At 61.9% G+C, this 17,429-nt stretch carries 3 protein-coding genes; all 3 read left to right on the top strand.

What is annotated here, in order from left to right:
• Positions 1 to 3,579: a hypothetical protein gene (locus AC6FTP_RS09865; RefSeq protein ID WP_497206742.1), complete on the top strand. Its 3,579-nt coding sequence runs from the start codon at positions 1 to 3 to the stop codon at positions 3,577 to 3,579.
• 18 nt (positions 3,580 to 3,597) lie between these two features.
• Positions 3,598 to 15,510 carry a choice-of-anchor D domain-containing protein gene (locus AC6FTP_RS09860; RefSeq protein ID WP_497206741.1) on the top strand — a complete coding sequence of 3,971 codons (11,913 nt, stop codon included), beginning with the start codon at positions 3,598 to 3,600 and terminating at the stop codon, positions 15,508 to 15,510.
• A gap of 84 nt (positions 15,511 to 15,594) precedes the next feature.
• A complete protein-coding gene (locus AC6FTP_RS09855; RefSeq protein WP_497206740.1) occupies positions 15,595 to 17,268 on the top strand; it encodes an esterase/lipase family protein in 1,674 nt (557 codons plus the stop codon).
• Positions 17,269 to 17,429 lie beyond the last annotated feature (161 nt).

Genomic DNA, 17,429 nt, shown 5'->3' with positions numbered 1-17,429 from the left:
ATGAACTTTCCCCGCACCCTCATCACCGCCCTGCTGCTCGGGCTTAGCGCCAGCCTCTGCGCGCAGGATCTGCTCACCACCATCGGCACCACCGTCACCGTCGCCGGGCAGCCGCAGGCCTACCTGATCTGGCAGCCACAGAGCACCACCGCCACACTCGTCCGCCGCATCGGCATCTATTCCAAACCCGGCGCGGCAGACAGCAACGGCGTCTTCGTCCGTGAAGGCATCCAGACTCTGCAATCCAGCCCGCGCACCATCCGCGCCATGCTGGACCTGGGGTCAAAGCTGGACCGCGATCCCCGAGGTGCTGCCACGCGCATCGACGGCATGTATCGTGACATCACCCTGCGCCAGGGGCAGGCTCCGGCGAACCCAGCGGACCCGAACTTCGATGCGGCGGAGAAGCTCGCCTTCATCATCCAGTCTGCTGCCACAGAGCCGAAACTGCTCGCCCGCCTCTTTTTCCTCGGTCGTGCCCATGCCGGTGTCATGCTCGCCCTCGGTCATGCTTTCACAAAGCCGCTCATCGGCCTGCGCACCTATGAAGTGCGTGAGCTGAGTGATGCCGATGCCGACCTGCGCGTGCTCGGTCGTGTGACGCTGGACCCCGCCGCACCGCTCGTGCTGCCGCCGCCCGGCCCGCCCGTGGCTGTGCCAAATCCCGTAAAGCAGGCTACCACGACTCCGCCGCCGGGAACGCCTCAAAGGCGTTCGCAGTTCCCTGTCAGCTCCATGGATCACCTCAATGTCCGGCTGCGCTGGTCCATGGATGCTGCTTTGAAGCAGCGGCTGGCGCATACCTTCGGGTTCGATGTCTTCCGCGTGAAGAAGGCCGTGGCGGAGACCCTCGGCTGGCATCTCACCCCGCCTCCAGCTTTGGACATGCTAAACCTCCTGGCAGCAGTGAACCCCGCTGACACCAACCCAGACCTCGCCCTGGCGAACGAATTGCCCATCATCAGCACTCAAGAACTCACGCCAGACCAAGCCGCGCCAAACACCGCCACTGCCGCCGACTTGAACATCGTTTTCATCGCCGATGACGGTGTGCGCCACACCGTAGCCGATGGCAGCCGCGCCCTGCGGCCCTACACGGACGGGGAGGCTTTCTACTACTTCGTCGCCGCGCGCAGCATCGCCGGGCAGCCGGGGCAGCTTTCACGCGGCACACTCGTCACCATCTGCGACCGCCTGCCGCCGAATCCTCCCACCATCGAGTCCGTGCTCAGCACCTTCGTCGCCCCGAAGGACAAGGCTGAGATCGTGAATCAGGGAGGCAGCCAGTTCCTCCGCCTGAAGTTCCGCCAACTGCCCGACACCGCCGAAGAAGGAGCCACCAAGTACTTCATCTATCGCTGGAGCAATCCGCAGGAGTACCTGGAGCATCTCGGTGATCCCGGCTTCAACAGGATTGGCGAGGTGAAGCAGATCGGACCGCAAAAGACCGATGAGGGCGTTCTGGTTGATGCGCCCAAATTCGCTTTTTTTGACGACAACGGTCCGGGTGCCCCCACGACTGCGACCCACCTCGACAAGAGCGTCTGGTACACCATGCGCGCTGTGGGCCGCACCGCCTGCGGAGATGACAAGACCCTTAGCGGCCACAGCTCCCCCGTGCCTGGAGTCCTGCGTGACTTCAAAGCTCCAGATGCGCCCAACGGCTTCTTTACCGTCACCCGCCACATACCCACCGTGAGCTTCACGGGTGCTGAGCGCCCGAAGCTGGCCGCAGATATTAAAGTGCTGCGCGCTCAAAACGGCGTCTCCAGCAACTTCAAAGGCATCACCATCAAAGCTGTCCGCACCAGCACAAACGTCAGCGCTGCCCACATCGAGCTGGCGCAGCGGCAGGCGGACGGCAGCTTCCTCACGCTCTACGGCAAGCAGCACCTCTACAAAACGGGTGACACCCTGCTGGTCTCTCTGCCCTATGAAGAGCCCACGGATGCCGCGAAGAGCCTGCGCATTCGTGTCAGCGCTATCTCCGCCAACGGACTCATCAGCGTCCCCGCCAGCCGTGAGACGAGTGATGTCTCGAACATCGACTACGTCGTCTTTACCTTCAGCCTAAAGACCACCAAGCAGACCACCGTGGCGCAGGAGGATGCCCAGCCTGTGCATGAATCCTTCAACGCTGACGGCAGCGTGAACATCATCAGCGGCGAGCTTTTTTACGCTCCCCAGGAAAACATCCGCGAATGGCGTGTGTACCGCCGTGTTGGCACCGACGGAGAACTTTCCCTCATCGCCAAAGGAGAGGGCGACCCCACAGAGAAAGGCGGGAAGTTCAAGATCAGCGAAGCCAAGTGGGAAGACACGGCTATGCCCGCCGCCGTGGGCACCCGCCTCTGCTACTACGGCCAGATCCTGGATCAAAATGCCAATGCCAGCCCGCTGAACCTGCTCGGCTGCACGCAACTCGTGAGCCCCCATCTGCCCACGCCCATGCTCACCCAGCCAAAGACCGTGGCGAAGAAAGGTGGCAAGCCTCAACTGCAACTCGAATGGTTCTGCGATCCCGTGGGCGTGGAGCGCTTCGAGGTGCTCATCGCCCAAGATGGCGGCGACATCGCGGATGTCACGGGGCTCACGCGGGTGATTTTGGTGAACACGAACTTCGAAGGTGACCCCACCACGATGCAGTTGCCTGACGCTCCCGGCCTTTCATTCCCAGCTTTCCAAACCTCACGCGTGGGAGCTTCCGGCATCGGCAACGGCCCACGTTTCACCGTGACGATCGGGGTGAATCAGACCGAGCCAAAGCCGCTCCACATCGCCGTGCGTGCAGTCGGCCCAGGCACCTTCCCGCGCGCTGCCGGCTCCGCCAGCAATGTCGTCATCACCGCTCTGCAAACGACCCTGGAACCAGGCACCGATCCCGCAGGTAACTTCATCCCCTGGCCCGCCCGCCCGCTGCCGCCGGTCTATGTGAATGACCTCGACAATAACGCTTACGCTATCGGCGAAGGACCCTTCAATGCCGTCCCCACCAGCGCCTTTGGTGGCACCTCGGCCATCCTCATCGGCCTGACACGCCAGTCCATCGTCAGCAACTCAGCAGGCACCGAAGCCGCATTGGACGAGTCCGTCACTGACCCCACCCAGCTTTTGTTTAAGCTGCGCACCGTCAAGGATGATCCCAGCACAGCGGAAGACCTCATGCCGTTCATGATCTACCGGCATCAGCTCCCGAGTGCCGAGTTCCCGAATGCCCGGCCGAACCTCGTGCAGTGCTCTCCTCTGCTAGACCGCATTTCTTCGGTCGAGGAGCCGCTGAATGGCAAACAAGTCCGCTTTGTCCGTGACCCGTACTTCTCCTTCATCGCAAAACCGACGGGAGGTTTTCTTGCCGTCTTCCCATCACAGCAGACGACGACCGCGCCTTCTGGCGGGCAGCAATCCGCCACCACCACCGAGCCGCCGGTGCCGCCTTACCTCGAGGGAGCCACAGGGATCATCGTCGCCAAAGACCTCCTGCCTGTGATCGAAGGCGCGAAGTATCAGCACCTCATTGTCCGCTTCGATGATCGTGGGGAGATTAAGCAAGTTATCCCGCTTCAGCCCATCCAGCACTGACCGATTCATTCCACTGCCATGAAAGCTGCACGCCTCCTCCTTTTCGCCGCGCTGGCCTGTGCCACTGCGCGCGCTGCCTCGACCTCCCGGCTGGCGGTCGAGTGGTATGTCCCGCTCGATTCCAATGCGGGCAAATTTGCCCTCGTGGATACCGCAGGCGGCACCGTCCGCATCGGCACCATGACGGCGGATGGCATCGTCACCTTCCCCCAAGTCGTGCCCACCGGCATCACCGATGTCTCCGATGCCGCCTCTGGCATCACCGGCGCGAATGGTGAGGAAGTCTTCCTCACCTCGCCACTGAACAACCGCATCATCCGACTCTCAGCAGACAGCGCCGCGCCCTTTGCCTCCCTCTTCAGTCCCATCACCGGCATCGGCCCCTCCGGCATCGGCGAATTTGGTGCCACCACAGCCCATGACCTCATCATCGGCTCCATTTTGAATCCCAGCGCTGCGCCGGGTGTCCTGGAGATTCGCAGCCAGAGCGGCGTACTGGCTGTGTCCGAGGCCAATGCCACGCTGAACCAGCGCCTCGAACCCATGACCGATCCCACCAGTGGCAACCGCATCGGCATTGGCATTTCAGTAGATAGCAGCAACACCAATCTGTTTACCGTCGAGCCAAAGAAAACGGGTAAAGGAGTCAAGCTCACCAACGGCAACTTTGGCATCATCACCGACGTGCGCGGCAGCGCTGGAGCACTCCACATCATCGGCTTCCGCTCACAGACGAACGTGGCGCGGATCATCACCGTGAGCCAGCCAGTCAGCATCACCTCCAATCTCATCCAGGAAAGCACCACCTTTCCCTTCACCGTCGGCGCTCTCATCCCCGTGCCCGCCGCAGGCACCAGCCCGCTGACAGACGGCTTCATGGCTTTGGCCGCAGATGGCACCCAGGCCGTCTGGCTGCGGATCAATGCCGCAGGCACCGCCTTCATCACCACGCCTCACACTTTCACCGCCGACCCAGGCAGCGCCCTCACTGGGCTCTTGCCGCTGGCTGGCGGCGTGGTGCAACTCTCCGGCACTGAGGCTGGCAGCAGTTCCTCTTCCTTCAAAGGGATGCAATTTGACGGCACGAACTGGAACGTCACCAGCAGCGGCAACCTGCCCGGCCTGCCCACTCCAGCCCAGGCCGCCGCCACTGTGCTGTTCTTTGATCAAGACCCCAGTTCCAGCACCACCGCGCGCCTGATAGGTGTGCAAACCGCGCCTGACTGGACACGCCGCACCGATCTGACGAATCCCCTGCCCACAACCGTCGCTCGCGAGGCCTTCATCTCCGCCACCAGCGGCCTGCGCTTCTCCACTACACAGACACTGGCCTTACCACCCGGCACTGGCTTCGTGATGACAAACCAAGCCGATCCCGCGCTCAGCATCGCCACCCTCGGAGACGCCACCACACAGTTCTCCCCGCCACTGGAGATCAAGCCAGCCTCCGGTGTCTATGATCACAGCTTCCAAGTCACGGCGTCCTTTGATGCCCAGCGCTACGTTTTGAAATTTCGCCGCGATGCCACAGGCGCTTGGCTGGACTTCCCGGGCGCACTGCCCGTCGCCTACACCACGCAGATTCAGTTCAGCCTGCAAACGCGTGGCAGCAGCACACTCGGCCCCATCCAGAGCCGCTCTTATCAGATCAGCACCAGCTCACTCAAAGGCCAGGACAGCGATGGCGATGAAGTCCCCGACTTTGTCGAGTTGTTCAAAGGTCTAGATCCCTTCAGCGGCGCCGACAGCAACAATGACGGCATCTCTGATCTCGATGAAATCCTTGGACGAAACAAAAGCAACGCCGTCCCTCGTGGAGCAGGCTTCCGTATCGCCGCCACCGCCTTTGATCATGCCAACCGTGAGCTGGATGCCGACATCGACGGCCCATCAGAACTGGACCCGATCACCAAGCTGGACAAAAACCCCGACACTGGCGAACAGCTCAGCGCCCACTCGCTCGACGGGCAGCTCCTCACCCGGGCTGAGTCACAAAAACTGACTCAAAAGCTGCCGGACAACACCGCCCAAGCTGCTTTGCTCGAAAGCCAGAACCCCATCCCGCCGAACGAACTGCTCGGCCTCTACTCGCCGCGCCAGTTCCTCACCCCAGCCATCAAGCAAACGGGTGCCGAACCACTCAACGGACGCGAAACCATCCGCTTCATCAGCGCCGACCCACCGCCGAAACTCACCGTCAACGTCAATCCCCTCGGCGTTAGCCTTTCCGCCGATGCCACTGCCTGGATCAATGCCGCGAAAGTCGCCGCCGCCAGCATCCCCTTCGCTGCCACCCGCACGCGGCTCGACCCCGTGGACAATGCCGTCTCTGTGCTGCTGGAGCATCTCGTTTACCTTGCTTTGTATCCCCCCGACCGCCCCCAAGCTCTAGCCTTGGACAAATTCAGCCTCTTTACCGCACGCGAGAGTGACACCACCCTCGTGGGCCTCACCACTGCGGAAAAGAACCGACTCCTCACAGCAGGCTATGACTTCCGCATGGCGCTGAAGATCGCCCAAAGTTCACTGTTGCCCACCGACAAAAGTCAAACCGCCACCGAAGTGCGCAACGCCACGACCGCCGTCGCCGTCGGCGTGTATCAGGCTCATGTCACAGAAGATGCTTCCCAGACCGGTTTCAACCTTCCCATTGACGCTCTCCGCATCATTCTGCGCGGAGGTGCCCCACCCTCAGGCTACAATAACGCTGCCATCACCGCACAGTTGGGCATCGCTCGCAGCGCCTACAATACTGCCGTCTCCCAGGCCGCCACCGCCTTCCGCAGGCAGGAAACATGGACCCTCGAGATCCCAGCCGAGCCCTTGGGTGAAGCGGTGTATCTGCGTGTCTTTCCTGCTGCCGATGCCGAGCCTGTCGTGCTCCGCCGCAATGGCGCGCGTTTCCTTTTGGAGCAGGGACTCGGCCTCCAGCCCGGCACCCGCTTCAATGTCACTGGCTTCACCGATCTTCCTGACGATGCCGGATTGGCCGTGTTGGATGTTATCAGCGCCAGCTTCCTCTCTTCCCCCGTCATCAATGACCGCGACTCAGACAGCAATGGACTCGACGACGAATGGGAGCGCTTCTTCTTCGGAGCCATCGGTCAAAATCCCAGCTTCATTCCAGCGGGCAAGACCCAGACACTTGCGCAAATCTTCGCCAATGGCGGCGACCCACGCGGTGACTCGACAGCACCTGAGATCGTCATCGAGCAGCCAGCGGGCACGAACCTCGCCGATGCCGGAGCGCGTGACTTCGGCATTACCGGCGTCGGCTCAGCCGTGAACCGTGTCTTCACGATCAAGAACACCGGCAACGCCGATCTCACCGGCCTCGGCATCACCTTCGATGGAGCGGATGCCGCCTCCTTCAGCATCACGGGAGATCCCACCGCCCCAGTCACACCTGGCGGCAGCACCACCTTCACCGTGCGTTTTCTCCCCACCTCCGCTGGAGCCAAGACCGCCGCCCTCCACCTGACCAGCAACGACGAGGATGAAGCCTCCTTTGACATCACCCTAACCGGCACTGCCGTCACCGTCGGGAACGTGCATCCCACCTTCAATCCCAATGTCATCACGGCTAACGTCGTCACCCTGGCCTTGCAGCCTGATGGCAAAATATTGATCGGAGGTGGCTTCAATACCGTGGGCGGCCAGACTGTCGGGAATCTGGCGCGTGTGAATGCGGATGGCAGCCTCGACACGAGTTTCGCCATCGGCACCGGGGCGAACAACTCGGTGGTCTGTCTCGCCGTTCAGACGGATGGGAAGATCCTCGTTGGCGGAAACTTCACCAGCTTCAATGGCCAGACCGTAGGCCGCATCGTGCGCCTGAACCCGGATGGCAGCTTCGATACCGGCTTCAATCCCGGCTCAGGTTTCACTGGCGGCATCGGCACCGTGGCAGGCATGGCCCTCCAGCCGGATGGAAAAATCGTCGTTGTCGGGCAGTTCAGCACCGCCGCCAGTCAGGCACGAAACCGCCTCGCACGGCTCAATGCAGACGGCACGTTAGATGCCTCCTTCACCCCTGGCACTGGCGCTGACAACAACGTGCGCGTCGCCGCCGTACAGCCAGACGGGCAGATCCTCATTGCCGGTGACTTCACCACCATCAATGGCCAGACTCGCAACCGCATCGCGCGACTCAACCCGGATGGTAGTCTAGAAAGCACCGCCACCTTCAACGTGGGCGTCGGAGCCAACTCCATCGTCCGCAGCCTGATGCTCCTGCCCGATGGGAAAATCGCGGTCGGCGGTGACTTCTCCAGCATCCTCGGCGTCAGCCGCCCTGGCTTCGCCCGTCTGAACTCCAATGGCAGCCTCGACAACTTTTCCATCGCTGCCTTCTCCGGCAGCGTCGCCTCCATGGCCCGGCAGACGGATGGAAAGTTCTTTATCGTCGGCAGCTTCGCCACCATCGGCGGCCAGTCACGCAACCGCATCGCACGACTGAATGCGGACGGCACGGTGGACACGAGTTTTGCCGTCGGCACAGGCATCCCGACCCAGGTGAACTGTCTCGCCCAGACCTCCAATGGCAGCGTGCTGGTCGGCGGCCTGTTCAGCGCCGTGAACGGTGTCTCCCGCAGCGGCATCGCCATGCTGGTGAACAGCGCCCCCTCCGTCAGCATCACCGCCCCGGACCGCACGCAGATCCAGTGGGCACGCACTGGCACCGCGCCCACCATCACCGCCGCCACCTTCGATCTCTCCACGGATGCGGGCGTGACCTGGACACCTCTCGGCTTCAGCACTTTCGTCACCGGTGGCTGGAGCATGACGGAGCTGAACCTGCCCGACAGCGGCCTCATCCGCACCCGTGGCCGCATCAGCAGCGGCCAGTCGAATGCCAGCTCCGGCATCGTCGAAGCCGTGGCTGCTTTCAATATCAGCAACGTCAGCGTCCCCACCATCAGCGACATCGCGAACGTCACCACGGATGAGGACACCGCCACCGCCACCATCCCCTTCACCGTGGCGGATGCTGGCACAGCGCTGAACTCACTCATTGTCAGCGCCACCTCATCAGACACCACTCTCCTGCCACTCAGCGGCATCGGCTTGGCCGGTGCCGATGGCAGCCGCAGCATCACTTTGACGCCAGCTCCGAACCGCAACGGCACCGTCACCGTGACCGTGAGTGTCAGTGATGGCTTCAGCACCTCCAGCGACTCCTTCACCCTCACCGTGAATGCTGTGAATGACGCGCCGAGCATCACTGACATCACCTCCCAGAGTATCCTGGCGAACACCGCCACCCCTTTGCTATCCTTTGGCGTCAGCGACCCTGACACCGCCGCCGCTTCACTCGGTCTGACAGCCGCTTCATCCAATCCGGCCTTGGTCGCCATATCAGGCATCAGCCTCGCTGGCACCGGCTCCGCACGAACGATCCGAGTCACACCCATCCTTAACCGCACAGGCACGACCACCATCACCATCACTGTGAGTGATGGAACTGCCACTGCGGCAGACACCTTCGATGTCACGGTGACGAACACCGCCCCAACCATCTCCGCCATCGCCGATGTCACCGTGGCTGAAGACTCGCCAGCTAGGACCATTTCCTTCACCGTGGGTGATGCCGAGACACCCAGCGCGCTCACCGTCACTCCCATCTCTGCAAATACCACCCTGCTGCCGCTGGCAAACATCACACTCAGCGGCACCGGCAGCGCTCGCTCGCTCTCCTTCACTCCAGCCCCCAACCAAAGCGGCACTGGCAGCATCCTTCTAACCGTCAGCGATGGTATCTCCACACAAACTGAGACCTTCACTGTGACCGTCACCCCGGTGAATGATGTGCCGACCATATCCGCCATCGCCGATGTGACAGTGCTGGAAGACACGGCCTCACCGCCGATCCCCTTTACTGTGTTCGATGTGGAGGGTGATCCCCTGACGATCAGCCACTTCGCCCTCAGCGGCGGCGTCCAAGGTTTGGTGCCCAATGTGGTCTTCACAGAAACCCCACGCACCCTGACCATCATCCCAAATGCCAATGCCCACGGCCAGTTGGCGTTCAGCGTCCGAGTCAGCGATCCTTCGGGCCAGACAGGCTCTCCTTTGATCCTCGGCAACAGCAGCAACTTCAACTTCACTGTCACGCCTGTGAATGATGCCCCGAGCTTCACGAAAGGGCAGAACTTCACGCATCCCTTCGGCTTCGACGAGGCGCAAAGCATCGCTGGCTGGGCCACAGACATCAGCGCAGGTCCGGCGAACGAGTCCGATCAGGCACTGACCTTCCGCGTCACTGCGAACAGCAACCCAGGGCTGTTCCTCACGCCACCCTCCGTCAATGCACAAGGTCTGCTGACCTATCGAACGAAGGGCGAAGCCGGAACCGCCACTGTCACCCTCGCGCTCGAGGACGACGGCGGCACGGCCAATGGTGGAGTCAATGCGAGCATTGCGCAGACTTTCACCATCAGCGTCGGCGCGGCACTGCCCCGGATGATCGTGACCCAGGATGATGCTGAGGAACTGGCAGATGGCACGGGCGTGCTGGATTTCGGCAGTCCTTCGGTGGGTGGGCGCACTCAAAGAACCGTGATTGTGCGCAATGAAGGTCCGGCACCGCTGAACCTCACCGGATTCAGTCTCGAAGGAGCCGATGCGGGCGTCTTTGCCATCCGTCCGATTCTCCCTTCGAATGCGCCGCTCCTGCAGGGCAATACCCGGCGGTTCGAACTGACTTTCTCACCTGTCCAAGTTCGTGCGCACTCGGCCCTCCTGCGATTCCAGAGCAACGACCCGGCACTCGGAGACGGGACCTATGAAATCACGCTCGCCGGTCGTGGCTCGCAGCAGCCGACGGTGAGGTTAAATCCTCCCGCCGAGGTGACCCGCAGCAGTGCGCTTCTCACCGCCTTTGTAAATGCCGGCCAGGGGGATGCGACGGTCACTTTGGAGGCAGGCACGACTTTGGACTTCGGCCTCACCTTCCCCGTCACCCCCGAGGTGGTGAGCGGCGGCACGACGACGCTGGTCAGCTCCCGCGTCACCGGACTCCGGCCCAATACCATCTACCATTACCGGATCACCGCGAAGAACAGCGCGGGCACAGCTTCGGAGAGCGGCATCTTTGCCACCGCCAACCTTGTGCCGGGCTCGCTGGACCTCTTCTTCGGGGTTCCCTCCGTCATCAGTGGTCAGGTGTTCGCTCTGGCGATGCTTCCCGATGGCAAAATCATGGTCGGCGGAGATTTCGTGACCTTACCGCCCTCCCCGCCTCGGGCCGATCTGGTTCGCCTGAATCCGAATGGAACTCTGGACACGGCCTTTGATGCGGGGCTCGATGCTGCCGCCAACCGTGAAGTCCGCGCCATCGCGGTCCAGCGGGATGGCACCGTCATCATCGGAGGCAATTTTGAAACCGTCGGTGGGGTCAGCCAACGGCTCATCGCCCGCTTGCAGGGTGATGGCGCACTCGATACCTCCTTCACACCTGCCGTTAGCGGACAGGCAGTGCGGCGTCTGGTACTGCAGCCGGACGATCGCGTGATCCTGGGCGGCCTTTTCACCTCCGTGAATGGCAGCGCCCGCACGTCTCTGGCGCGCCTGGAGTCTGATGGCAGCCTGGATGCTGAAATGGCGCCTTCCCTGGCTGGCGGGAGCGTGGAGGTGACCTCACTCGCGCTCCAGTCTGACGGCAGTCTGATCATCGGCGGTGACTTCACCACCATCGGTGGGCAGCCACAAGCTAGGCTGGCTCGTTTGACGGGATCGGGGCTTCTAGATGCTGCGTTCTCACCTTCCGTCAATGGAAGCATCAGAAGTGTGCTGGTTCAGCCTGATGGCAGCATCGTCGTCGCGGGCGCGGCCCTCACCGTCAATGGAGGCCAGGCGAGCATGGTCACGAGACTTCTGCCGGATGGGAGCAAGGATGAAAGCTTCACCCTCGGTGAGATCCCCTTCTTTTTCCAGAGCACGGTGCCGCTCGTTCAGGACCTCGCCCTCCAGGTGGACGGAAGCCTGCTCATCGCTGGGGATTTCCTCTTCCCGAGCATTGGTTCGGGGTTGGCCAGGCTGCGTCCGGATGGTTCGCTGGACCGCGATTTCATTTTCCGGGCTGATCAAAGGGTGGAGTGCATGGCGATGCAGGCCGATGGCAAAATAGTCATCGGCGGTGGCTTCAGGCAGGTGGGTAACACCGTCATTCCGAGTATCGCCAGACTCATCAACGATCCTGCGGAAGAGCAGTTGATTCAATCAGGTGAGAACCAGATCGACTGGCTGCGTGGTAGCGGTGCTCCTGAGGCGCAGGAAGTTTTCTTTGCTCTATCCACGGATGGCGGCACGACCTTTGCCGACCTCGGAGCCGGGGTCCGTATCCCAGGTGGATGGTCGCTGCTAAGCTCCGAGCTGGCAGGGCTGGACCGTTATCATCTCCAGGTCAGCGCACGAACCATCAGTGGTGGCGGCACGGGCAGTTCAGGCATCGTCAGTTCGCTTTTGATCCATAACCAGCCGGACATCGAAGTCGCAGCGCTCACAGGGAACCGGGTGCTCACGGATGCTTCGAGCACCTTGGACGCGGGTCGCGTGACTTTAGGAGAGACCCGTTTGGCGGAGCGTGTGGTGATCCGCAACACAGGCCCGCTTCCGCTGACGCTTGGTCAGGTCACTTTGGATGGAACTCATTCCGCAGACTTCCGAGTGGACACCATCGGCATGACGCCGGTGCTGTTGAAAGGGCAGACCACGTCGGTTCAACTCCACTTCACTCCTGGTGCCGCAGGTGTCCGCACGGCTGCCCTGCAAATCGCCAGTGATGACCCGGACGCGGAGAACCCCTTCGACATCGCCCTCACCGGCACAGGCGTAGCGCTGACCCCGCAGGAGATCGCCATCTTCTCACCCAGCCGCGCCGAACTCGCCGACAACACCGGCACGGTGAATCTGGGAGACATCGAGGTGACTGAAAGTCGTAACTTCATCTTCCTGATCAAAAACACCGGAGCCACTCCGCTGACGGGACTGAGCATCACGAAGACAGGCTCCGCCGACTTCACCATCAGCCAGCCTGCGGCAGGCACGCTGCGTCTGGACGAGGTGACGCCCTTCACGGTGAGCGTCAAACCAGGTGCTGTTGGGCCGCGCACAGCCCAGTTGAAGGTCGCGAGCAATGACTCGGATGAGAGTTCCTTTGAAATTAATCTCAGCGCCACCGGAGCCAAACGTGACATCGACGTCGCGATAGCTCCAGGCGGCGTCTTGCAGGATGCCCGTGGAGTGGTCGATTTCGGGCTCTCCCTACCGCTGAACATTCCGGTACAGCGCACGCTCACGCTTCGGAACATCGGCGCAGGCATCCTGACTCTCGGCAATGTGAGCGTCACGGGGGAGAATTTCAGCATCACCCAGCCCGGCAAGACCGAGCTCGCAGGAGGAGGCGCTGACACCACCACCTTCATCGTCACCTTCCTTCCAGCGTCCGGTGCGATCCAGAATGGCAGGATCGCGATCGAGAGCAACGACCTGGATGAACGGGTCTTCGACGTCATCATGAGGGCTGGCGGAGCAGGGCCGGAGATCTCGGTGGAGCTTCTGGCGGACGGTCAGAGGCAAAACCTCACCGACGCGGCGGACACGGTCGCCTTCCTCCCTGCCACGACCACCCTGAGAACGACAAGAACGCTGAGCATCCTGAATCCAAGCTCCCAGCCATTGACCATCAGTTCGATGAATTTCACGGGTGCCAACCCTGCAGGGGCCTCAGCTTTCACCACTCCCTTTACCAGCCCGGTAACTCTGGCTCCAGGCAGGGGACAGACTTTCGCCTTCGACTTCCGTCCCAACGCCCTCGGAACCTTTGCCGCCACTCTGAACATCGTCAGCAATGACCCTGGCGAGAGCCCCTTTGAGGTGCGCTTCACCGGCGAATGCCTGCCAGCAGTGCTGCCAGTCATCACCGCTCAGCCTCAGCCCCAGATCGTAGCTCTCGGGCAGCCGGTGACCTTCACCGCCCAGGCCACATCACCGCTGGCGATGAACTTCCAGTGGAGGCGCGGAGCCACCACACAGGCCAACTTCGGCCCAGTGACAGACACACCAGTGCTAAGCCTCCCGGCGGCGGTTCTCGCGGATGCGGTGAACTATTCCGTCACGGCCATCAATCAACTGGGCAGCACCAGTAGCCTCAGCGCCGGACTCACCGTCGTGGATGCCCCGGCAGGACGCCAAAGTCTCGAAATCCGCAAGCAGGCCATTTTCAGCATCAAGGCCGCAGGCCCGGGCACCCGCCTCTTCCAGTGGCTAAAAAATGGGGTGCCAGTCGCCAACAACCAGCGCATTCAAGGAGCCAACACGGACAAACTCACCATCACGGGCCTGACGCTTGCGGACAGTGGTGCCTACACCTGCGAAGTCTCCGCCCCCGGAGGCAGCCTGATCGGCGGCATTCAGACTCTGGAGGTCTTCGACATCGCGCCCCGCATCGCAGGCAATCCGCTGGACCTTCCACGCAGCCAGGTCGCACGGCCCTACAGCTTCCAGGTTCCGCTCGATCCCACGGGTGGTCTTGCCAGCAGCTGGACAACCAAGGATCTGCCTGCGGGTCTGGTAATCGACAAGAACACCGGCGTCATCAGTGGCAAACCCCTGGTTTCATCCGTCTCCGCCTTCCCCTTCCAGATCACGGCCACGAACACCAAAGGCTCCTCGGTCGTCACGGCGCGCATCTTCATTGATCCCCTTCCCGCCAATCTGGCGGGAAGCTACACTGGCGTCGTCGAGCGCGGTTTCGTCAACAGCTTGCTGGGTGGGCGTTTTGACCTCACGATCGCCACCACCGGGGCTTACTCGGGCACGATCACCCTTGGAGCCACGACACTGACCATTCCGCCAGGAGGCATTACTTTGCCCGAAGAAGGGCGGCTCGTTCCGGTGAGGTTCAATCTTTCCCAGGGCAGCGGTGGAAGCGCTGTGACTCGCAGGGTGACCTTTACGCTAAACCCGATCACCCAGCTCATCAGTGACGGTGAGATCGTCAATGTGCTGCCACTGCAGCTTCCACTGCCAGTCAGATTCAGAGCCTGGCGCACTCCCTGGTCCACGGCGGCACAGGCCACGGCCTTTGCCGGTTATCATACCTTCGGGCTGGAGATACCCGCCGGAGCTTTGGGAAGTGAAACCCTGCCTCAAGGCATCGGCCTGGGTTCCTTCACCACGGTGGTGGATGGTGCGCCGACAGCCGTGGCCGGCAAGCTGGCCGACGGCACCACCTTCACCTCAAGCAGCCGTCTGGGGCCGAACGGGGAGATGGTTATCTTCCAGAACAATGCCAAGGGCTCGCTGGTGGGCGCCACCAGCATTCAGACAGGCACCACGCTGATCTTTGGCGGCAGCACGATCGTGCCGGACAACACCCTTTCTGGCAGCGTGAGCTGGGCGCGGCCAGCGACCACGGATCGCACTTATGCAGCAGGCTTCAGCCCGCTCACGCTCAGCGTGGTCGGTGGCACCTACCTCAGACCCGAGGCCGGGAAGAACATGCTCGGCATGACCCTCGTGGGCAGCGGTCCAAATGACAATTTGCAGAACGTGGCCATCACCTTCGCTGGCGGCGGTATCGGCGCCCTTCCGTCGCGTGCGGACACGCTCATCAACCTCAGGCATCGCACCATCAGTTTTGAGCGGTTTATTCCGCCGCTAATCGCCATGACATTTAATGACAGCCTCGGAACATTTGGCGGAACCTTCACCCTGACTGATTCCACGCCTTTGGTTCAGCCTTCTGGTCGTCTCGTCCGCGCCGTGCCTTTTGAAGGCCTTGTGGTGAAGGACGATGGAGGTCTTGTCGGCGCAGGCTTCTTCCTCATGCCGCAGATGCCCTTCATCAACAGCAGCGGACGCATCGTGCCCGCCAACCAGACACCCATCCTCTCGGGTTCGGTGCTGATGGAACCGGCGGTGGATTGAGGCTGGAAAAAGAATTTCGTGTTTTTGCGCAAGTTCCCGGACGGCGCGCATCAGGGCAGTGAGAACAACAACCTCACTACAGACATGAAAACATCCATTCAATCCATCTACAGCAACCTCCTCAATCACTTCGCCCGCATCGCCTGCACTGGCGCTCTCCTTCTGAGTTCCAGTCTTTTCGGCCAGATTCAAAGGTTAGAGCCCGCGAACCCTGTCGTCGTCAATCCTGTCGTCCCCGCGCCGCTGTTTCCCTCCGGCCCACGCCCGACGCTGGTCGTCTTGGTTCATGGACGCACCGCCCGCCCAGCAGATGAACAGACGCCGGTCGATCCCGTGGCACGTCCAGGCACGCTGGGTTACTCCCGCTTCTACTTCGACTTTCCTTTCGTTTCCGCTGTGCTCGGGAACTCGAACGCCGATCTCTTCACCAAAGGCGGCCTCCCCTTGCAAAACCTGAGCTGGAAGGCTGGTGCCGTCTCCGACTCGAACTTGGACAACTGCTTCGCTTTTGCTGACCGCCCACCTGCTCGCGGCGTCTTCCGAGGCACAGCCGTGGGTCTGGTCCGCCATGATGGCTCCGTGGGAGTCGGCCTCCAGGCAAGAGCCGTGCTGGCCAAAATCAATGACCTGTATCAGAGCTTCCGCGACTACTGCGGCGCTGATCCTCAGATCATCATCATCGCTCACAGCAAGGGCGGCCTTGTCTCTCGCTACCTGCTCAGCGTGCCTAGCGGCTTTGTTGCCGGAGTGGACCTGACCTCCACGGAGGAAACCACAGCACGCCACCTGCGTGACCGGACCAAATTCCTCATCACCCTCGGCACACCGCACAATGGCAGCCCCATCGCTCACAACGTCACGGCCATCCGCGAAGGTGTGGAGACCATCCAGGGACCCATCGACACCATCTGGGGCATCATCCGCACAGCAGCGAGCGTCGGCGGCATCAGTCTCCCACAGTCTTCGCCCCTTCAGATCAGCACCGTGCTCCGCGACCTCGCAGGCTCACCCGACGACCTCGGTCACCTCACCTCCAGCTTCTGCCGTGACATGAATGTCGGCCCCCTGCACCCATCCCGCATGGCCCGCAGTGATGCCACACTCATCCCCGTCTATACTTACGGAGGCCGCAGCCCTGCCGATGTTTTCTACGCCACGCCAAACCATAGCGGCACCAGCGGCTTCACCAACAGCACGCCCGAGATCGTCAAAAACACCGTCCACGGCCTCGTCGCACTCGACTACGCCCTCCACAATGCCATCCAGAGCGACTGGGGCACCCTGACAAGCGTCGGCGCTGGCAAATCCCTCGACCTCACCCGCCGCACCTTCTCCGTGCTCGAAGTGCGCGGCACCGGCCCCTTCGGCCTCGTTCCCACCCTGGTGAAAACCTTCTCCGCCCCCGGCGCAGCCTATCAGGTCCCCTTCACAGACATCGGCCTCGAAGGCCTGCCCATCTTCTACCAGCGCAATCAGGGCGACGGCGAAACCGACAGTGACGGCATGGTGGCCATCTCCTCCGCCCTCGGCATCAACCTCGGCACCGGCACCCGCGAGTTCTTCGACCACACGCAAAACATCGCCCCTGCCGGTCAGGCCCGCCGCCCCGGTTCCTGGTATCGCATGTATTCGGGAGCCTGGAATTTCCTGAACCACTCCACGGAAACCAAAAGCGCCACCATGGGCGTGGAACTTCGCCGGGTCATCGTCAGTGCTGGTCCAAAGCCTTCTTTCACCGGTGTTCTCAGTGTGCAGTAAGTTCCTTTGCTTCAAGCTCACATCCGCCCCCGATGACCGTAAGCGTCACCGTAACGCCCATAGGAACGCGGTTGGAACGGGGCGCGTGGGGAGTCAGGGATGTCCCACGTTATGGACAACCAAATCACGATTTTGAAACGGGACGCACGCGGTCGTGTGCG

The organism is Prosthecobacter sp. (genome assembly GCF_044378005.1).
GTDB lineage: Bacteria > Verrucomicrobiota > Verrucomicrobiia > Verrucomicrobiales > Verrucomicrobiaceae > Prosthecobacter.
This window is presented reverse-complemented; position numbering and strand designations above follow the sequence as displayed.